Source organism: Vibrio ruber DSM 16370, from assembly GCF_900163965.1.
Taxonomy (GTDB): Bacteria; Pseudomonadota; Gammaproteobacteria; order Enterobacterales; family Vibrionaceae; genus Vibrio; species Vibrio ruber.
In genome coordinates, this window is sequence record NZ_FULE01000047.1 from 31,464 (window position 1) to 52,119 (window position 20,656).

Annotated in this window: 20 protein-coding genes; 8 read left to right on the forward strand and 12 right to left on the reverse strand. The window is 45.6% G+C overall.

The genetic code is table 11. The annotated features are described in order from the left end of the window. Positions 1 to 411 precede the first annotated feature (411 nt). On the forward strand, positions 412 to 2,625 hold the full coding sequence (locus VR7878_RS16650; RefSeq protein ID WP_159440493.1) for a glycoside hydrolase family 6 protein: 2,214 nt from the start codon (positions 412 to 414) through the stop codon (positions 2,623 to 2,625). A 116-nt stretch (positions 2,626 to 2,741) separates the two neighbouring features. On the opposite strand, the gene VR7878_RS16655 is transcribed toward VR7878_RS16650, so the two are convergent. From VR7878_RS16655 to VR7878_RS16670, 4 genes are all read right to left on the reverse strand, one after another. After that, a complete protein-coding gene (locus tag VR7878_RS16655) occupies positions 2,742 to 3,470 on the reverse strand; it encodes a hypothetical protein (RefSeq protein WP_077337166.1) in 729 nt (242 codons plus the stop codon). Between the two features lie 12 nt (positions 3,471 to 3,482). Next, entirely contained in the window at positions 3,483 to 5,180 is a 1,698-nt protein-coding gene (cysI, locus tag VR7878_RS16660; RefSeq protein WP_077337167.1) for an assimilatory sulfite reductase (NADPH) hemoprotein subunit, read from the reverse strand. A gap of 201 nt (positions 5,181 to 5,381) precedes the next feature. After that, entirely contained in the window at positions 5,382 to 6,308 is a 927-nt protein-coding gene (locus VR7878_RS16665) for a carbon-nitrogen hydrolase family protein (RefSeq protein WP_077337168.1), read from the reverse strand. Between the two features lie 26 nt (positions 6,309 to 6,334). Then, complete coding sequence (locus tag VR7878_RS16670; RefSeq protein ID WP_077337169.1) at positions 6,335 to 7,765, reverse strand: aminotransferase-like domain-containing protein; 1,431 nt, start codon at positions 7,763 to 7,765, stop codon at positions 6,335 to 6,337. A gap of 165 nt (positions 7,766 to 7,930) precedes the next feature. Between VR7878_RS16670 and VR7878_RS16675 the strand changes: the two genes are divergently transcribed. The 4 genes from VR7878_RS16675 (at position 7,931) to VR7878_RS16690 (ending at position 12,859) form a co-directional block, all read left to right on the forward strand. Next, entirely contained in the window at positions 7,931 to 9,295 is a 1,365-nt protein-coding gene (locus VR7878_RS16675) for a cytochrome ubiquinol oxidase subunit I (RefSeq protein ID WP_077337170.1), read from the forward strand. Positions 9,296 to 9,326: 31 nt separating this feature from the next. Further along, the gene (gene cydB, locus VR7878_RS16680; protein ID WP_077337171.1) at positions 9,327 to 10,334 is read left to right on the forward strand and encodes a cytochrome d ubiquinol oxidase subunit II; all 1,008 of its coding nucleotides are present in this window, start codon (positions 9,327 to 9,329) and stop codon (positions 10,332 to 10,334) included. Between the two features lie 21 nt (positions 10,335 to 10,355). Continuing rightward, the gene (locus tag VR7878_RS16685; protein WP_077337172.1) at positions 10,356 to 10,484 is read left to right on the forward strand and encodes a DUF2474 domain-containing protein; all 129 of its coding nucleotides are present in this window, start codon (positions 10,356 to 10,358) and stop codon (positions 10,482 to 10,484) included. Between the two features lie 665 nt (positions 10,485 to 11,149). Beyond that, positions 11,150 to 12,859 (forward strand): glycoside hydrolase family 3 protein, encoded by a 1,710-nt coding sequence (locus VR7878_RS16690; protein ID WP_077337173.1) that lies wholly within the window; start codon positions 11,150 to 11,152, stop codon positions 12,857 to 12,859. 129 nt (positions 12,860 to 12,988) lie between these two features. Here the strand turns inward: VR7878_RS16690 and VR7878_RS16695 are convergent, their stop codons facing one another. The 3 genes from VR7878_RS16695 to VR7878_RS16705 are packed head-to-tail and all read right to left on the reverse strand — an operon-like array spanning position 12,989 to position 14,044. Next, entirely contained in the window at positions 12,989 to 13,309 is a 321-nt protein-coding gene (locus VR7878_RS16695) for a DUF883 C-terminal domain-containing protein (RefSeq protein WP_139344128.1), read from the reverse strand. Then, positions 13,260 to 13,766, reverse strand: a complete 507-nt coding sequence (locus VR7878_RS16700; RefSeq protein WP_077337174.1) for a phage holin family protein — start codon at positions 13,764 to 13,766, stop codon at positions 13,260 to 13,262. The genes VR7878_RS16695 and VR7878_RS16700 overlap by 50 nt, the downstream gene beginning before the upstream one ends. A 53-nt stretch (positions 13,767 to 13,819) precedes the next feature. Beyond that, positions 13,820 to 14,044 (reverse strand): hypothetical protein, encoded by a 225-nt coding sequence (locus VR7878_RS16705; protein WP_077337175.1) that lies wholly within the window; start codon positions 14,042 to 14,044, stop codon positions 13,820 to 13,822. Positions 14,045 to 14,563: 519 nt separating this feature from the next. Between VR7878_RS16705 and VR7878_RS16710 the strand changes: the two genes are divergently transcribed. Next, positions 14,564 to 14,980 carry a hypothetical protein gene (locus VR7878_RS16710; RefSeq protein WP_077337176.1) on the forward strand — a complete coding sequence of 139 codons (417 nt, stop codon included), beginning with the start codon at positions 14,564 to 14,566 and terminating at the stop codon, positions 14,978 to 14,980. Between the two features lie 172 nt (positions 14,981 to 15,152). Here VR7878_RS16710 and VR7878_RS16715 read toward each other — a convergent pair whose 3' ends face one another. The 5 genes from VR7878_RS16715 to VR7878_RS16735 all read right to left on the reverse strand — a co-directional run bounded on the left by VR7878_RS16715 (position 15,153) and on the right by VR7878_RS16735 (position 18,462). Next, positions 15,153 to 16,790, reverse strand: a complete 1,638-nt coding sequence (locus VR7878_RS16715) for a diacylglycerol kinase family protein (protein ID WP_077337177.1) — start codon at positions 16,788 to 16,790, stop codon at positions 15,153 to 15,155. A 36-nt stretch (positions 16,791 to 16,826) separates the two neighbouring features. Further along, positions 16,827 to 17,258, reverse strand: coding sequence for a hemerythrin domain-containing protein (locus tag VR7878_RS16720; protein WP_077337178.1), 432 nt, complete (start codon positions 17,256 to 17,258; stop codon positions 16,827 to 16,829). 108 nt (positions 17,259 to 17,366) lie between these two features. Next, entirely contained in the window at positions 17,367 to 17,564 is a 198-nt protein-coding gene (locus VR7878_RS16725) for a hypothetical protein (RefSeq protein ID WP_077337179.1), read from the reverse strand. 8 nt (positions 17,565 to 17,572) lie between these two features. Continuing rightward, entirely contained in the window at positions 17,573 to 17,749 is a 177-nt protein-coding gene (locus tag VR7878_RS16730; RefSeq protein ID WP_077337180.1) for a DUF1328 domain-containing protein, read from the reverse strand. 161 nt (positions 17,750 to 17,910) lie between these two features. Further along, a complete protein-coding gene (locus tag VR7878_RS16735; protein WP_077337181.1) occupies positions 17,911 to 18,462 on the reverse strand; it encodes a BON domain-containing protein in 552 nt (183 codons plus the stop codon). A gap of 427 nt (positions 18,463 to 18,889) precedes the next feature. Here VR7878_RS16735 and VR7878_RS16740 point away from each other — a divergent pair, with 427 nt between their 5' ends. Next, positions 18,890 to 20,230 carry a sigma-54 interaction domain-containing protein gene (locus tag VR7878_RS16740; protein ID WP_077337182.1) on the forward strand — a complete coding sequence of 447 codons (1,341 nt, stop codon included), beginning with the start codon at positions 18,890 to 18,892 and terminating at the stop codon, positions 20,228 to 20,230. A gap of 34 nt (positions 20,231 to 20,264) precedes the next feature. Continuing rightward, entirely contained in the window at positions 20,265 to 20,651 is a 387-nt protein-coding gene (locus tag VR7878_RS16745) for a nitrous oxide-stimulated promoter family protein (protein WP_077337234.1), read from the forward strand. Positions 20,652 to 20,656: the final 5 nt, after the last annotated feature.

A 20,656-nucleotide genomic window follows, 5' to 3' on the forward strand; every position in this document is an offset into this window, starting at 1 on the left:
AGTCATTAAAAATACACAATAAATATCATATTAAAATACAATATCTTAAATAATAAAACCAAAAAACATAAATGAAAAACCAAAAATCAAAATCATAAAAATCAACAACTTAAAAACAAAAATATTTAATGAAATTTTGTTTCAATTATATTAACCCGCACCAGAAAACACTGACCATTTGATTATTCACCACTGTTATTTTCGTGGCAAATATCACAATAATAAAAAACACACATATTATTTACCTGTCATTTCTTGACGCCAACACAAGAGCCATCTAGACCCAAATAGTATGAATGACTGATGATCATTCTATTTTTTAAGTTGATATTTTAATCAATTGTATAAAAAGAAAATCTCTATCAGGAGGATTGAGAAAATATGCATAAAGCTAACCGTAGGAGGCTAGAAATGAGAAAAAGGCAGAAACAACTCCGGTTGTTACCGCTGGTTTTGGCACTGGGTGCAGCCTTGTCGTCAGTCGGCGCACAAGCTGCATCCTGTTCATATTCATTAACCAATGAATGGGATGGAGGATTTCAAGGCGTTGTAACAATTACCAATGATGAGAATGCAGATATCAATGGCTGGCAGGTTGGGATGAAATACCCAGCCGGCGTGGCGGTCACACAATCGTGGAGTGGCGAACTTTCAGGGAATAACCCCTATTACATCGTAAACACTGAGTGGAACGGAACCATTAAACAAGGCCAGAGCCTGGCGGTTAACTTTATGGGAACCCGCAATAGCACCAGTGCCGCCAATGTCGAACTAATGGGTTCAACCTGTACTGGCGGCGACACCCCGCCACCAAATCATTTACCTGACGCAGTTGCCGATGCAACACCGGTCTCAGGTATTGCACCGCTCGAAGTCAGCTTCAGTGCCAGTGGCTCAACCGATGCTGACGGGGATGAACTCACCTACGTCTGGGATTTCGGTGATGGTGAAACCGGTACAGGCAAAGATGTGCTGCATACCTATACCGAACCCGGTGAGTACACTGCAAAACTGACTGTCAGTGATGGTACAGGTGTTGATACGGCCAATGTGGTGATCAATGTTACAACCGAATCCGGCAATACACCGCCTGTTGCAGCCATGACCGTAACACCGGCATCCGGACAAGCCCCGTTACTGGTTAACTTTGATGCGTCTGCGTCAACCGATGCGGATAACGATGTTCTGACCTATATCTGGGACTTCGGCGACGGTGCGACAGGTTCAGGTGTCACAACGTCACATACTTATGCCGATCCCGGTAAATATACTGTCTCATTAATTGTCAGCGATGGCATGGATACCAGCAAAATCATCAAAACCGTCAATGTCACCGATGATGATGTCCCACCGACTACAGAACGAGTGGACAACCCATTCCGTGATGCGACTTGGTATGTCAACCCTGAGTGGTCTGCGTTAGCAGCAGCGGAACCGGGCGGTAGTGCGGTAGCTGACCAAAACACCGGGGTCTGGCTCGACCGCATCGGTGCGATCGAAGGAACCGACAGTAAAATGGGTCTGCGCGCTCACTTAGATGAGGCACTTAAACAAGGTGCGAACCTGTTTACGGTTGTCGTCTATGACTTACCAAACCGTGACTGTAAAGCTCTGGCATCGAATGGTGAGTTGCTCATTTCCAGAGGCGACATAGTTCGCTATAAAAATGAGTTTATCGACCCAATTGCAGAAATCTTTGCCGATCCGAAATATCAGAGCATCCGCATTGCTGCGGTGATCGAGATTGACTCGTTGCCAAATCTCGTTACCAATCTGGACATTCCAAAATGTGCAGAAGCAAATGGCCCTGGCGGCTATCGTGAAGGGATCACTTACGCATTGAATAAGTTCTCACCGATTAAGAACGTCTATTCATACATTGATGCGGCTCACTCAGGCTGGTTAGGCTGGGATAGTAACTTTGGTCCGGCAGTTACCATGATATCTAACGTGATTAAAGGTACAGATGCAGGCTGGGACAGCGTTGCCGGTTTCGTCACCAACACGGCGAATTACAGTCCACTGGTTGAAACTTACCTCCCAGATCCAACCAAAAACGTCGGAGGTGGTCCGATCCGGAGTGCGGATTTCTATGAATGGAACCCGAACTTTGACGAGAAAGACTATGCGATTGAATTCCGCAAACGGATGATCGCAAAAGGTGCACCAACCACCATCGGGATGTTGATTGATACCGGGCGAAATGGCTGGGGTGGCCCTGATCGGCCGACACATGTCAGTACTTCATCCGATAAAAACACCTATGTGGATGAATCCCGCATCGACCGCCGCTATCACCGCGGTAACTGGTGTAACCAACCCAGTGGTATTGGCTACAAACCATGGGCTGACCCTTATGCCGGCGTTGATGCTTTCGTGTGGGTGAAACCACCGGGTGAATCAGACGGAGTCTCTGAACCAGACTATCAGCCAGACCCGGATGACCCAGCCAAGCAATACGACGCAATGTGTGACCCGGACAAAATGAGTACCTCTGCACCACTGCCCACAGGTGCAATGGATAATGCGCCACACGCTGGTCGTTGGTATTCCGCAGGGTTCCAATATCTGTTGGAGAATGCATATCCACCGGTTGATCAACCAGCAGGTCCCCCAGCTGAGTAAGGTCAATCAACTATCCACCATCTGAATACCGACTCTGTTTCGGTCAATCAGATAACACCAACCGCCGGATTCTGTCACAGGATCCGGCTTTTTATTACTGTTCTATTGATTACATTCTACGCATGAATACAGGTGTTCTCACTCACCGACCAACGCTGAATAAAATGCTGGATAAAGGTAAGCCCGACATCATCACTCCAGTGACACTCAATGATCGCTTCATTGCCTTGCAAATATTGCGGGTAGGCGTACAACCAACTCGCCATCTCATACCATGTCACTCCCAGTGCAGCAGCACTGGAATAAATATGCTCAGCGTGACAAATCAGCATGGGGATACCGTTCAGGTCACGTTCGAGAACAACTGTATCGGCAGCCAACTCCGTCACAACCAAATCATTGACCACCCACCGCCAAGATAAATCTTGACTCGTTAAGAGCCGATCTGACATATCACTTGGCTGAGCCATATTCAAACCAAACCGGGAAGTTGGCATAAAGGATTCATAGCCGAGTGCTTCAAAAAGAAAACGTTCGGTGCTGCCGATGAAGAACACCGGTATGCCAAGATGCAGGATTTGTGAGATTAAACAGCGAATCGTATGTCGCTCAATTTGATGCGACTTGAACGGCCATAACCCGGCAAACACAATACAAGAGACCCGCTGCAATTGTTCAAATGTGACGATCTCGCGATTTAAATCGACAAACCACACCGACTCATGATCCAACTTGAGTCTTGCAATTAAATTGCAACTATAAGGCTGCAAATAATGAGCCACCGAAGCCGGTGACTCATCAAGCTGGAAAAAAGCAACGCGTTGAGCTGGTTTCGCTTTCATCATCGCCAATCCTGTCTACTCAACAAGATGGAAATCAATGGTCGAGTTCAGGACGGGTCTGACCAGGCCGATTCTGATTGCAAAATCACCAAATGCCTCATCGGGTTCACCCTCTGCCGCCCAGCGAGCAACATATTGATCCAGCATCGTCAATATCTCTTCTATCGGCAGGTTCACTTGGTGGAGCCGAGGGATTCGGGTGCCTTCTGCGTTACCGCCGATATAAAAATCATACCGGCCGACAGCGCGACCGACGAGCCCGACTTCGGCCAACATAGCGCGACCGCATCCATTCGGGCAACCGGTAATCCGAAACACAAAAGCGCGATCGGCTAAGCCATGTTTCAACATAATATTGTCAATGGATGCCGAGATATCCGGTAAGACTCGCTCCGCCTCCGCCATTGCAAGCGGACAGGTCGGGAATGAAACGCAAGCCATCGATGCTTTCCGCTGCTCGGTAACCGACGGATCAATTAAACCGTATTCACGGGCAATTGTATCAATCATCTCGACTTTGTCTTGTGGCACACCTGCGACAATAACATTTTGGTTCGGAGAGAGTCTGAAATCACCCTGATGTACTTTGGCAATTTCCGCCATCCCTGATTTGAGCGGTTTATCTTCGGTATCAATTAAACGCCCGCTTGGAATGAACAGCGTCAGATGATGGTCGCCATCGACTCCTTCAACCCAACCGATCCGATCACCACGAGCAGTAAACGCATAAGGTTTGAGCGCCGCAAAAGTCACATTCGCCCGTTTTTCCACCTCTTGCTTAAACACATCGACCCCAACGCGATCCAACGTATATTTGGTCTTCGCGTTTTTCCGGTTGGAACGGTTGCCCCAGTCTCTTTGTGTAGAAACAACCGCTTCGGCAACAGCCAGCGTTTTATCCAGCGTAATAAAACCGAACTCACTGGCTTTACGTGGATAGGTGGAAACATCACCCTGAGTCATTGCCAGCCCGCCACCGACCAGCACATTAAAGCCAATGAGTTTTCCGTTATCGCCTATCGCCACAAAACTCAGGTCATTGGCATGAACATCGACGTCATTTTGCGGCGGAATCACCACGGCTGTTTTGAATTTACGCGGTAAGTAACTTCCCCCGAGAATTGTTTCTTGCTCTTCCTCAACTGCGACTTTTTCACCATCCAGCCAGACTTCGGCATAAGCATTGGTTTTTGGCAGCAGATGCTCAGAGATTTTTTTCGCCCAATCATAAGCCTGTTGATGTAAGGCACTTTCGACTGGATTAGAAGTACACAGGACATTACGGTTCACATCCCCTGCTGTGGCACGAGAATCTAATCCAAGGGTATTTAATAGCTTATGAACCGGTTTAATATTATGTTTCAACACCCCATGTAGTTGCACCGCTTGGCGGTTAGTAACCCGAATCGAGCCATACTCGGTATGCGAACTGGCAAACTCATCAATGCCCAGCCACTGTTTCGGGGTGATAATGCCACCGGGCAGACGAACACGAAGCATTACCGTATGCAAAGGTTCCAGTTTCTGTTTCTGTCTTTGCGCCCGGATATCTCGGTCATCCTGCTGATACATACCGTGAAAGCGAATCAGTTGAAAATTGTCGCCTTCAAAGCCACCGGTTATCGGATTGGCAAGGTCCTCTGATATCGTGCCACGCAGATGCTTACTTTGTCCCTTCAAACGTTCGTTATCTGAGAGTTTCTCTTTGCTCATCGTCACTCCATCACTTCTTTATTTTAATGTGTGGACTTTCAGGTCGGTCCTATTGACTGAAAATTATCACTATCACAGTGAGAGAGGCATAGATACAGACCGCTGTTTAAAATGCATAACAGCGGCCATTTTTATGACAAAATGAAATATGAAATAATGAAGTGCGATTTTGCTCCTTTTTTCCTCGCAGAAACAGAAGATTTAAACCGATTTGATGGTGACGCTTTTCTTTTCACTCACATCGACTTGTAAGGAAAACACATCCGGGCGCGCGTAGTGCCCGACGACATCAAAGTCATAGCGAGACTTCGCAATTTGAGCCATATCGATCTCTGCCGTCAGCAGCCCTTCCTGCTCATACATCGGGCCGGCCAAAACATTGCCCAGCGGGTCAACGATCAGGCTGCCTCCTTTGATCAATGGGCGACTGGCATCCCAACCAGCTACCGTACGCCCCGTCTGTTCAGGAGAACCTTGAACCTGCACGGCACTGATGACAAAACAACGACCTTCATGGGCGATATGGCGCATACTGCATTGCCAAATTTCACGCTCATCAACTGTGGGGGCACACCAGATATCAATCCCCTGATCGTACATGGCCATCCGCAGTAACGGCATGTGGTTTTCCCAGCAGATGGCTCCGCCGATCTGAGCAAAACCAATATTGGTGGTCGCTAAAGTCGATCCGTCTCCCTGCCCCCAGATGAGACGTTCTGTGCCGGTCGGCATCAATTTGCGGTGTTTTGCTGCCAACCCTTGTTGAGGCGTAATGTACAGAGAAGTACAGTACAGTGTTGACCCGTCACGCTCGATCACCCCAACCACAATAGCTGCTTGTGTTCTTTGTGAGAGGGCGACCAGTTCATCGGTTTCTTCTCCCGGCACCGTAATTGCGTTGTCGTAATAACGGGCATACGCTTCACGGCCGTCATCAAGACGATACCCCAAATATGTCCCGAACGTTTCTCCTTTCGGATATCCGCCCAACAAAGCTTCCGGCATCACGACAAGTTCAGTTTTCGATGCAATTATTGCATTTTCGTACGATAGAATTGCCTGTAATGTCTCTTTCTTCCCCGATTCTTTAGAGCCCATTTGTAGTGCTGAAACAATGTGTTTAGTCATTTCGATCCTCAATAGATAGTGACGGTTTATGTTGTTTGAGCGTAGTCGTTGATGCGCATGGCAATACTACTCGCCAGAATATCCAACGCTCTCATGCGATGATGATCAAGCTCGAAAGATGCATTGAGCCGGATGCAGTGGTTATATTGATCGTTCAAACCAAACATTTTCCCCGGTGCAATACTGACATTTTCTTTTAATACCGCATGGTATATATCGGTTGCATCAAGATGTTTGGGGAGTTCGAGCCAGATGAAATATCCCCCTTTCTGACTGATGATATTCACCGCTCGGGGCAACTGTGCTCTTAATCGTTCTGTGATTTTTTTCTTGCGCTCAGCAAGCCTTTTGCGTAACTGTTTGAGGTGTAATTCGTAGTTGCGACTGGTTAAATAATGAACCAGTGTCATTTGAATGGGTGCACTGGTGGCAAAGGTACTCATCAATTGCAACTTCTGAATATCAAGCGCTCTTTTCCCTGCCACCACCCAACCGATGCGCAACCCCGCGATTAAGGATTTCGAGAACGATGAACATAACATGGTATTTCCAGTGTGGTCGTACATCTTCATCGAAGTCATCGGTTCACTGCCCTCATACAGCTCGCTGTATACATCATCTTCAATCAAAGCGACATTATATCGATTCAAAATTTCAACAATCCGCTGCTTCTTTTCATCGGTTAATGTAAACCCGAGCGGATTTTGGTGATTCGACATTAACCAACACGCCTTGACCGGATGGGTTTGCAACGCGCTCTCCAGAGAATCAATATCAATTCCCGTCACCGGATCAGTTCTGACCGAGAGCATTTTCAGCCCTAAACGCTGCAAAGACTGTAGCGCGCCATAAAATGTGGGAGACTCAACGACAATCCAGTCACCGGCAGAGGCACAAGCCTGCAAACTCAAATTAAGCGCTTCTAATGCACCGGCAGTGATGACAATTTCATCCGGTGAGATTTCAATCCCCCGTGCGGCATAACGTTTCGCGATCAGTTGTCTGAGTTGCTCATTACCCGGTGGCAGGTTATTGAATGTATTGGAAATTGGCATATTGCGCGCCGCACTCGAAAATGCACGGGTCACATGGTAATGGGGGTATAAATCCGGACTGGGATAGGCAAACCCGAAATTGACTAACTGCGGATTTTTGCTGGCCTGAAGCACTTCAAAGATAAATTCGTTAATATCGACATTCTCTATCGAAGAGACCGCAGCTTGGGGTGACTGAACATGCTTGATTTTGACTCTGGGAGCAACCCGGTATCCCGAACGTGCCTGCGACACCACCCATCCCTGAGATTCAAGTAACTGATAGGCATGAAGTACAGTCATTAAGCTGACGCCCGTGTATTCAGACTGCTTACGTAATGAAGGCAGTTTGTCACCCGGATTCCAGATGCCGGACTGAATCTGTCGTTTAAGTTGATCGACCAACTCTTGATATTTTGCCAAAACTCAACCTCCGTGTAAGCCATTTTCATTGTAAACCGTTGCGACCAAGCATAACAATTAAAATTTTAAACTGTTATAGTTTTATGTTTTTTTCTGTATCTACATTCTGACCCGGCCAACGATTAACATAGCAAAGAAAAATATTATTCAGCTCAAAGGAAATCTATGTTTGGTCTCGATGCATTTATGCTGGCAAGGATACAGTTTGCTTTTACTGTTTCTTTCCACATTATATTTCCCGCCATTACCATCGGCTTAGCAACTTACCTCGCTGTGCTTGAGGGTTTATGGCTCAAAACACGCAATCCGGATTACAAAACTCTTTATCACTACTGGTCGAAAATTTTCGCCGTCAACTTTGGTATGGGCGTTGTGTCCGGTTTGGTGATGGCTTACCAGTTCGGCACCAACTGGAGCGGTTTTTCGGATTTTGCCGGCAGTATTACCGGCCCGCTACTCACCTATGAAGTGCTGACCGCATTCTTTCTTGAAGCCGGCTTTCTCGGTGTGATGCTGTTCGGCTGGAACCGTGTGGGTGACAAACTACACTTTTTTGCAACCTCAATGGTTGCTCTCGGCACAATTATTTCAACTTTTTGGATTCTGGCATCAAATAGCTGGATGCAAACGCCACAAGGCCATGAAATCATCGATGGCCGAGCTGTGCCTGTTGACTGGTTTGCCGTAATCTTTAACCCGTCATTTCCCTACCGGTTAGCCCATATGGGCGTGGCCGCATTTTTAAGCACCGCATTATTCGTCGGGGCGTCTGCTGCATGGCATCTCCTGAAAGGCCAATCGACCTCTGCGGTGAAAAAGATGTTTTCAATGTCACTGGGGATGCTGGTTATCGTTGCCCCCATTCAAGCACTGATCGGTGACATTCACGGTTTAAATACCTTAGAACATCAACCTGCTAAAATCGCAGCGATTGAAGGCCACTGGTCGAACGCCAGCGGAGAGCCAACACCGTTAATTCTGTTTGGGTTGCCCAATATGGAACAAGAGCGAACCGATTATGCACTGGAAATCCCGGTATTAGGCAGCTTAATTCTACGTCACAGCCTGACAGAGCCGATTCCGGCCCTGAAAGATTTCCCTAAAGATGAACGTCCCAATTCACTGGTTGTATTCTGGTCATTCAGAATCATGGTTGCACTCGGCATCCTGATGATTTTACAAGGCTTTTACAGCTTGTGGTTACGTCGCAAAAAGACACTGTATACCACGCCTTGGTTTCTCAGGTTTTCTATCCTCATGGGGCCGACAGGACTCATCGCAATACTGGCAGGATGGTTTACCACCGAAGTCGGTCGTCAGCCGTGGGTGGTCTACGGGCTTCAGAGAACGCGAGATGCAGTGTCAGCGCATGGCGATTTACAGATGAGTATCAGTCTGCTCTGCTTCCTGGTGGTGTATGGCGCGGTATTTGGTTTTGGTTACTACTATATGATTCACCAAATCAAACAAGGTCCGGATACAGAAGACCACAAGCATCATGAAATCAACACAATTTCTGGTCGTATATAGCCTCACAAATTAAGTAATTAAGGTAGAAAATATGCATTTTGATCTCTCTGTGATTTGGTTCGCGATCATCGTGTTTGCCACCCTGATGTATATCGTAATGGATGGCTTTGATCTCGGCATCGGTATCCTGATGCCGTTTGTCAACAATGAAAAGCACAAAGATGTGATGGTCAACTCGGTCGCTCCGGTCTGGGACGGCAATGAAACTTGGATTGTACTCGGTGGCGCTGCACTGTTCGGTGCATTTCCGCTCGCATACTCAGTGATTATTGAAGCGTTAACCATTCCATTAACACTGATGCTAATTGCTTTGATTTTCCGTGGTGTCGCATTTGAGTTTCGGTTTAAAGCGGTGGAGAACCATCTGCAATTTTGGGATCGTTCATTTATGGTCGGCTCAACCGCTACAACATTCTTCCAAGGGCTCGTGGTCGGGGCGGTAATTCAGGGTTTTGATGTCGAAAATCGCGTTTTCGTCGGCGGACAACTGGACTGGATTACACCATTCCCGATTTTCTGCGGCTTTGCACTGGTCGCAACCTACGCCCTGCTCGGCAGTACATGGTTAATTATGAAAACCGAAGGTGAGTTACAACAATCAATGTTCACTTTCACCAACAAAGCGCTGCTCGCGGTGATTGTAGCGTTAATCGTCGTTAGTTTATGGACCCCCCTTGAGTTTCCGGCAATTGCGACACGTTGGTTCTCAACACCGAACTTGTTCTACTTGCTGCCGATTCCGGTAATCACCGGTCTGGTCTGTTTAAAAATGGCCGACTCCGTTAAAAAACATAAAGAACGTAGTCCGTTTGTGATGGCGCTTATCATCATCATTCTTGGCTTTGCCGGGCTTGGTATCAGTATCTGGCCGAATATTATTCCACCGAATATTTCTATCTGGGAAGCCGCAGCCCCGGCAAGCAGCCAGAGTTTCATGTTGTACGGTGCAGCACTGATTTTGCCGGTGATTCTCGCTTACACATGCTGGAGCTACTATGTCTTCACCGGCAAAGTCAAAGAAGGTGAAGCCTACCACTAATCTCAGGTTGAGGAACTGACAATGAAGATAAAACGCGGCATTGAACAATGGGCTTGGATGATTGGCATCTGGGCACTGAGTGTTGTGGCTTTAGGGGTCGTATCGATGGGGTTTCGCCTGTTAATGACTGCCGCAGGACTCAAGTCTTAAATTTTTGAGTGACATGTTTAAGTTTGAAGTATCACTGGGTATCCCCGCTATTCACTGAATAGCGGGGATATTTATTTTAGGGGGTCATTTGCTTAGGGTACTAAGCGACATGCGCCGCGATCAATACCCGTCCAGATTGAACAAAATTCAACCACGAAAGATCAACAGCCCCTAGTAGCTTTAAATGGATCTGATATACGTTATACGATAAGAAATAAGCAGAAAAAATTGATCGCTAAATAGCGACCCGGTTTTGTTATATATAAAAAATTAACAACTGTATATGGATTTTTTTAATTTCACACATTGATAAACACTGTTCACACTTTTAAAAATAAATATAGATTCTGTCGATAAGTTCTTTGATATTATTAAAATTAATAATACAGTGAAACAACTCTGAGATATATCCTATGACGATAGTAAAGCACAATTTCCTACTTAAATCCTCTTTGACACTCCTTATATTCCCCATCGTTTCTTTTGCAAATACAGACACTCATTTAGGTAGCAACAGCGTCAAAACATTAAAGATTGACGGTCAATACTTTAAAGATTTAAATAAAAATGGTCAGCTTGACCCATACGAAGACTGGCGACTCCCCACAGAAGAAAGATCTAACAACCTCCTGTCTTTAATGACACTAGAAGAGAAAGCAGGGTTAATGATGCATGGTTCTGCGCCCAGTTCAGGCATATTGGGCCGAGGTGCAAGTTATGATCAAGAGAAAGTGACAAAGCTGATTAAAAATAATCATGTTTCTCATTTTATCACCAGACTGCAAGGTAAGGTTCCCAGCCATCTGGCAGAACAAAACAATAGTTTACAACGGATTGCTGCAACGACTCGTTTAGGGATACCGATCACCATTAGTTCAGATCCGCGGAATTCATTCCAATATTTAGAAGGTGCGTCCGTTGCTTCAGGTAAATTTAGCAAATGGCCGGAAACACTGGGAATGGCAGCCATTAATGATGAGGCACTGACTGAAAAATACGCCAATATTATCCGGCAAGAATACCGGGCAGTCGGGATTACAGAAGCTTTATCTCCCCAAGCGGATATTGCGAGTGAACCACGTTGGCCTCGGATTAGCGGAACGTTTGGGGCAGACCCGGATATCGTTGGCAGAATGACTCGCAGCTATATCACCGGTATGCAGTCTGGCTCACAAGGTCTCAGTAAAGACAGTGTGATGACAATCGTGAAGCATTGGGTCGGTTATGGTGCAGCAAAAGACGGTTGGGACAGTCATAACGCTTACGGGAAATACGCTGATTTTAAGTCAACGTCGTTAGATACACATATCGCCCCCTTTATTGAAGCATTTAAAGCAAACCCGGCAGGGGTGATGCCAACCTATTCGATACTACAAGGGGTCACCTACAATGGAAAAGAAATCCCACAAGTCGGTGCAGGATATAACCGTTTTTTATTACAAGATCTATTACGTGAGACTTACGGGTTTAAAGGCGTGATCTTAAGCGATTGGTTAATCACCAGAGATTGTAAAGAAGATTGTATCAACGGTTTTAAAACGGGAGAAAAAGTTCTACCGAGAGGAATGCCTTGGGGTGTTGAAGATCTCTCCGTTGAAGATCGGTTTGCCAAAGCTATCAATGCCGGTGTTGATCAATTCGGTGGTGTCGTTGATTCATCAATATTAGTCAATGCGATAAAACATAAGAAAGTATCAGAAAAAAGACTGGATGCTTCAGTGCTGCGTATTTTGAACCAGAAATTCAACATCGGTTTATTTGAAAACCCATATGTGGATGCCCAAAAAGCAGATGAAATTGTTGGTAATAAACAGTTTGCAACTTTAGCGAATACCGCTCAGTTTAAATCCCTTGTTTTATTAAAAAACGATCATGTTCTGCCACTCAAGACAGGTATCAAAGTATGGTTGTACGGTATTCATAAAAACGTTGCAGAGCAATACGGATTTCAGGTCGTTGAGCAGTTACAAGATGCCGATCTTGCACTTTTAAGAACCTCAACCCCGTTCGAAACACCGCATGAGAATTATTACTTCGGCAAAAAACATCATGAAGGTGCACTGGACTTCAAACCTGATAATAAAGATTATCTCGCGATTCAGAAAGCCAAACAGCATGTACCAACGATTGTGACCATTTACTTAGATCGCCCGGCGATTTTAACCAATGTTTTAGACGATGCTGATGCCTTAATCGCCAACTTTGGTGTCAGTGATGAGGTGCTATTTCAGCGATTAACCTCTGATAAAAGCTATACCGCGAAAATGCCATTCGAGTTACCAAGAACAATGCAGGCGGTCTTATCACAAGATCCGGCCAAACCGCATGATTCCACTCGGCCACTCTTTCCCATTCATTATGGAATGAGCCAATGATTTTATATGTTGGATGAGTCAGAAACGACCACTTTCTGCAGATCCTATTCTGCTGAAGTGGTCGATCTGATATGTTCAGGTGGTCGGCACTTGATACGTCAAAAATCTGTGGGATGAACGCTGGTATGCTCATTGTTCTGAAATTGATGATTCGGAGATTGATTGCTCAGAAGCCGCCTGATCAGCGAACTGGCGACTCAGTTCCATGGTGCTGCCAAACAATACACTGATAGAGGAAACTGAAGACATCATACCGGAAATGCCCCGGACTTTGGTAACAGCAAATGCGGCACATGCACCAATACCGAGAGTCATCCACGGGTTTTCCCGGACAAAACGGGTCGCAGTGAACTGGAGGGTTTGCTTGGCCAACAGGCATTGTGTCAGCGCGGCTTTTCCCTCAGTCCGTTTTATCCGTATGTCCCGGTTGAGCTTGGTTAGATAAGGCATACCATCCCTCTTGCAATTGGTCGGTTGTATTTTTAAAGCCAAGGAAGGTCGTCAGTCGTTTTTGCCACCAAGCCAGGCCAAACAGAACCAGCCCGAGTGACACAATAAATACTCCGGCACTTAGTAATAAATGCGCTGTCAGGTAGTAGGTGACAATACCTGCGGTCAGGCAGAGACTAAAGATAAACAGCACAGCAAGCAGAATAAAAATGATGCTACACAAGACGATTTGGCGCGCTGCAGCGATATTGGTTTTCACTTCGAGCACAAACAGATCGAGCGTTGTGTTTGACCATGTTTTGAGTGACGTCGCAAGCCTTTCAATTTGCGACAAAATGGCCTGAATTCCGTTCACCGCTTGTTCGATGTCCTGAGTGTCAGCCCCGCTTGGGGCCCGGCGACCATCTGCTGTCGCCGGGCCTTGCTCTTCAGTGGTGAGATGTTCGGAATTATTCATTGAACTATCCCTTCCTATAAGTCCTTCCGATAAAATCTGAGTGGCAAGCAAGTCTATTTAATCAGCTTAGACACAGCCCACCCCGCCAGAAATGCACAACCGAGGCTGAGCAACGGACGCTCCCTAATCACGTTTTCTGCTGATTTGGTCGCTTGCTGAATGCTCTCTGCTCCGGCTTCCAGCTTTTCTTTGGCATTGTTTTTGATTGCACCTGCTGTTTCCTCAAGTTGCTCTTGAGTTTTTGCTGCGCTTTCTTTTGCTGTCGTTGTTGTTGCCATAACGAGCCTCCGTTAGTGTAGATAACATTGATGTTTTACTTGGTAAAAATAGATTGATAAAAATAGATTGGTAAAAATAGAATCAATTCCATTTACCTTATTATGTATAAAGCGATTATCATGCCAAAATATTAAGTAACTGTTTTTATTAAATTAAATATCAAATACTGTTGTCTGGTTCAAAATGACTGGTAATTATTTCCTTCTCATTGCTGTCTCTTTGTAATTTTTTCTTACCTACCGTAAATCAACACCTTCAATCCATCATCTCCGTCTCGCTAATACCTTATATTGACTGGCATAAACAACATTCACGACCTCTGGCATACAAAATGCTATACCGATGAATGCAGGTCATATTGGATAATGATTGAACAACAATAAAAATATTGAATGATGAAACTGTTATGACGAAACGGACAAATATCAGAATACAAAACGTATGAATATCAAATAAAGGATATAAACATTAAATAAAGAGTATGAATATTAAATAATGAAAATAACGAAGAGGTTAATATGACATTCACGAATACACGAGTGAGAGAATTTACCCCGGTGAAAGAATTGCTGGTAAAAATCGCACATCATCGACAAAGATGTTTGCCGCTTGTCGATGCTCATTCACATCAGAATATTGATCGCTCAGCATCCCGGTTCGTCAAAATAGAAAAAGTAATGCTTAACAAGATTGCGAACCTATTTTTTGACCAGAACGGTGACGATTTTATTGCCGAACATACCAATAAAACTGATATCGCAACCATCAGCCATTATCAAGAAATGCATTTTATGAATGCACAATTACTGAGAGAGTTAAAACAGTTACTCCGGGAATTGGATGATGCCAACTTAGCAATGTTGCTCTCATATTGGATCGCAGCACTACAAGTTGAAAACGATGAACTGGAAAAATACTTACCTCAAGGTGGGTAGCCCCGCCTTTTGCTTGTTTGACTTTGTGCTTTCATTGATGATGAGCAGCCTGCTCTTCCCTTAGACACATTCCGCAGACGTATTCCTCAGACAAAAGTCCGACAAAACGCATCTCATGATGATATGTTTACCGCACTGAATGAACCGGGCTGCTGCCCACCTTCGAGTCACCTCAACCGGGGACGAAAACATTGAGCGACTGAGGATGAATCTCGATCATTAAACAACGGTCAGAATATAGCTCGCCATCGATAACATAATTGATCGGCTTGTCAGCCTTAATCGTCACACGGGTCGCTTTGGCATACTGAAACAGCTTCGACTGTTCCTGCACGCCGACGCTGGTTAAAGTCAGGTCCGACAGTGCAACGAGGCGTTCGCCAAGAGATTGGGTGTTATCCAGGTAAGTAATATGCAATTGCCCGTCATCGGGCTGCGGCTCACCACCCCCTTGCGCCAGCACGGTACTGAATGGCGCAGTATTGGCCACAATAAAGCTGTGAACGTCAATCGCCTGACCATCAAATTGATGTTCATCGGCTGACTGTCCTTGCATTTCAACGTTGAGGCTTTGCGTCTCTTCCGAAATCAAGGCATTAAAAAAGCCGGTTAAATACGCCAGCTGCCCAAAAGTATTTTTTTCTTCACGCTGTGCGAATTCGATCATTTGCTGTTCCAGACCAATGCCGAGTACCATCAAAATCAGTCGTTGGTTACATGTTGCGGTGTCGATACGTTGGCAATGTCCCGCGAGAATCGCTTCACACGCTTTTTCTACCGGTGATATCTTCGTGCTGATGCCATACAGCACATGACATAATGCATTCGCTGTCCCTAACGGGATAATCCCGAGCTTGATGTCAGTATCAACAAGCTGGCTCGCCACTTCGGTCACCGTGCCATCTCCCCCTGACACCATCACTTGGCTCACACCATGCTCTTTGGCCTGCTTCGCAAGCGTTTCTGCGCTGGTATTTTCCGTGGTTTGATGAATACGAAGACGGAACTTGCGAGTCAGTTCACGAATCACTTGCTGTTCGTGTTGCTGCCATTTACCGCCCCCGGCCACCGGGTTCACGATCATCCAGGTCGGATCATCAAGCGCTAATACGCCTTTTTCGCTGATGGCTTGCAGTATTTTCATCTGTAACCGATTCAGCCTTGCCGTTTGGCGAACGCTGCTGATTTTCTCCATCACCGACGCGACCGACAGAGACGGGTCTTGACTCAGCAGGTAAGCCGCCACCACAAATACCGAGCGGCCACGCCCCAGTGCGCAGTGAACCACCACTGAACGCCCGCACGCAATTTGGGTATCGATCCAATTTATCGCATGACGTAAACGCGCTAAGGTCGGCGCTTTATGATCGAGCACGGGAATCGAAAGATAACTGAACTGTTTGTCGGTCGTCGCACTCTCTAACCCGGCAAATTCCGCCGTGACATCGACAATACAAGAAATATCGTGAGATTCGAGAAAGGCTAAATCGCTGCGGAATAAACGACGGGAAAGATAAAGATTATCGCTGACCTGCTGAATAGGCGGAACGGTGTCATGTCGTCTTTCCCAAGCATTGTAGGCTTTCGCCCCCCATAAAAAGGGAATAAACGCCCATCGTATCCACCAGACAATTTTACCGTCCTGACTCTTCCTGAACATGGATGGGAAATCGAACCAATAAGCGCCACTGACCAACACCAGAGAAAGGGACACCCATAACAACAGGATGCTCAGGACGATATGTGGCATATAAATAGCCGCAAGCAATGAAGCGAGGGCACCAAGCAGATAATATTTGACGATGAACATGCTACCTCCTGCAAACCATCATCGATGGCGGGAATCTTAATGGGTCATCTCTTGGATATAATCATTCGCCAACTGCTGTTTTTGCTCGTCTGACATCACTTTACCGGCCATTTGAAAAAAGCGTTGTTCTTCCTCTTCCAAATGGTGCAACACTTTGTGACGCAATTTTTTCATCAGCGTGAGCCACGCGGGTGAACTTCTGTCGGTTTCATCAATCTGTGCGATCATTTTGTCGATGGCGTGGTGTTCTGCGATCCCGTGTCGCGACAGATCAATCGTCTTATCACTTTCAATCAGTGGGGCATAAAAATAGCGTTCTTCAGCGGCAGCATGTTGCTCAAGCTCTTGTTTTAAGTTGTCATAAAATTCTTTCCGAACCGGGGAATCGCCTGAAGTTTCCATCAATGAATCCAGTAAAAGGCGCTGTTTTTCATGGCTCTCTGTGAGTACATCAAATATATTCTTCATCATCTGACTCCTTCTCAAATTAATTAAGATAAGAATAGTTGATAATATAAAGGGCAGCGTTTCAGCCGCCCTTTACGCTTCACTTTTATGACTGACGATGGAAGAGGCTTAACAGTCTTTATCTTCTGCGTTCAAGCTCTCTTTGAGATTTTCACACTTATCTTCAATGGCATTTTGTGTGTCTTGCGCGGTTTCATCCAATTGTTTACCGGCTTTCTCCATCGGACCTTCATCACTACAGGCTCCCAGCGCAAAGACTAATCCCGATACGGCTATCATACGATAAATAAATGATGTCACTTTCATATAAACTCCTACCTATTTATATTTTTCTTTCCGAGTATCGCCAACACAATTGACACAATGAGTGACAATAGGAACAGATAAAATATGATTTGCGCAACGGCTGCGGCTGCACCGGCAATGCCACTAAATCCAAGAACCCCGGCAACAAGAGCCAAGACAAGGAAAATAAATATCCAACGAAGCATTGTGGTATCTCCTTTATTTCGAGTTAACCCTTAATGTCGAGTTAACTCTTTATTTCAAGGTAATGGCTTATTTCAAGGTAATGGCGCGATTAATAATCATCCTGAATATACCAAGGACAATATTTTTATCTTGCTCGCCGGTGAAAACACCATGCACGTGATTACTGAACCACTTCGAGCTTATCGATAACTTTATTTACATCATTGGTATTATTGGCAATCGATAAAGCAAGATCATGCTCAGCATCTGAATTCACTTGACCGGTTAATGTAACGGTTTGATTGTCTGTGGTGACATTAATATCGGTGCCACTAACGTTAGTCTCCATGAGTAAACGCGTTTTGACTACCGTGGTAATTTTAGAATCCGTCAATACTGCGGATGCATCAGAATCAGATTTTGGTTTATCTGCGTTCACAACCATCAGCTTGTTATTTACTTTTTTCACCCCATCAAGACCTGCAACCAATTCACCTGCCAACGACTTTTCTAAATCGTTGTTCACTGACCCTGTCAGTGTAACCACCTGGTTTTTAACATCGGTATTGATATCAAAAGAGTTCAAATTGGTATTGAGCAGTAAAGTTGTTTCGGCTTTACCGTCCAACCAAGCATCCATGGATTCTTTTTTCCATTGATCACTGGCTAATACTGCAGTAGATGAAGTTGCAAGAACTGTAGTCAGTACAATTTTAGCTGCGATATTTTTCATGATCATTCTCCATTCTATTGACGTTGCAGTTCTAAAATAGCAACACGCGTGCCAGTTTTTTAAACTGTTGTTTTATAAAGATTTAATGTCAAGTAAATGCTTTATCCGAGAAACGGGAACAACCCATTCGTGAATTATTTACACAGAAGAAATGTAATTTTTAATCATGACATGCAGGTTCAGCCTGAAGCGTAATTTTAAATACGAATGCTCGTCACGCTGCTATTTTTAGTCTTGCACTCTCGATTTTTTTAGTCATCGAGTTTTTAGTCATCTATCAGTTATCAGTTATCAGTCTCGGGAAATCATTGACATACCATACACGCATATCTCCATCATACTCTGAACAGACTTTTACAATATTCTGGCTTGTGCTGCTGACACAATAGACGTACATTCTTTCTGTAATCGTAAAGAGGGCATTTCTATGTCATTACCCAGTCTGTTTCTCAGCATACAAGACCCGAAGCTTAAAGATGCTATCGCTGCTTGTCAGGAACTCAATAAATTTCGTTTGTATGATATGGAAACCGAAGGTGATTGGATCGAGCACTTTATCGATATTCGACCCGATGTCGCTATCGTAGAAGTCATTGATTTCACACATGCTGATTATCAGCAACTGTCTGAGTTCGAAGCCATATATGACATGGATCTGATCATCATCAGCTCCGGTGCTCCTAATGAAAACCTCGATAAGCTGATGAATCTCGGTGCTATTTTCCACTACAGAAAGCCAGTCGACTGCAACACTGTGTCTCATACGTTGACAGAAGTCAGTCAGTATTATCAGCACAAACAAGAACAGGGACGTAAAGTCGCCACCAGCGATTTAGATCAGTTTGGTTTATTAGTCGGCTCTTCATCTCCGATGCACCAGCTCTACCGGATGATCCGTCGGGTGGCGAGAACCGAAGCCAATGTTTTGATTGTCGGTGAAAGTGGCTCAGGTAAAGAGCTTGTGGCGCAAACCATCCATTTGGCCAGTGAGCGCAACCAGCAACCCTTTATCGCTATCAACTGTGGTGCCATTAGTCCGGAGTTGGTCGATAGCGAGCTGTTCGGCCATGAAAAAGGGGCGTTCACCGGTGCCAACAAAGCCCATCAAGGGGTATTCAAGCAAGCTGAAGGCGGCACGCTGTTTCTCGATGAAATCACTGAAATGCCGCTTGAACATCAAGTGAAACTGCTGCGTGTTCTGGAAACGGGCGAATACCGCCCCGTTGGGAGTCACACCGTCCATATCGCCGACACCCGCATCGTGGCAGCAACCAACCGCGATCCCAAAGTCGCGATCGAAGAGCAGTTTTTACGTGAAGATCTCTTTTTCAGGCTGTCGCACTTCCCGTTAACCGTTCCGCCTTTACGTGAACGCGGTGACGACATTGCCGGATTAGCCAAACACTTTATTGCCCACCGTAATGCGAACGAATCAAAGGCAAAGACGATTCTCGACTCCGCGCTCCAAAAAATTGTCATGCACGACTGGCCCGGTAACGTCAGAGAACTGAAACACACCATTGAGCGGGCGTTCATTCTGGCTGATGATATCATCAAAGATGAGCACCTGATTTACGATACTCCGCCATTGGAAACCGGCACCAGTTTAGAGGACATCATCCCCACAGGCGTATCACTGGAAGAACTGGAAAAACATGCCATTCTCAACACACTGGAAAAGAATCAGGGCAACAAGACCGAGTCTGCTCAAGAGCTGGGGATCAGTGTCAAAACGCTGTATAACAAACTAGAAAAATATCAGGACTGATATGTTGCGCCTTTCCACACGTGACGATGAAAATATGCCTGACAGTACAATTTTGCATGGCAGGTTAGCCACAGAATTCAAAACCATCCGTGCAATGATGAAAATATACTGTGCGAAATATCATCATGGCACACCTTTGTGCGAGTCATGTGCAACGCTGTTACAGTATGCAGAACAAAAGCTGGATCGTTGCCCGTACGGACAGCAGAAACCGGCCTGCAACCAATGTCCGATTCACTGTTATAAACCCGAGCCGAAAGCGCAAATCCGGGTCATTATGCGCGATTCAGGCCCGCGGATGCTGCTCCATCATCCGATTCTGGCAATACGGCATCTGTACCATGAAAAGCAGGCTTGCCCTGACAAGCCGCAAATCAACGCTTCCAACCGCCATCAACGAAAACAGAATCCGGATAAATAGTATTC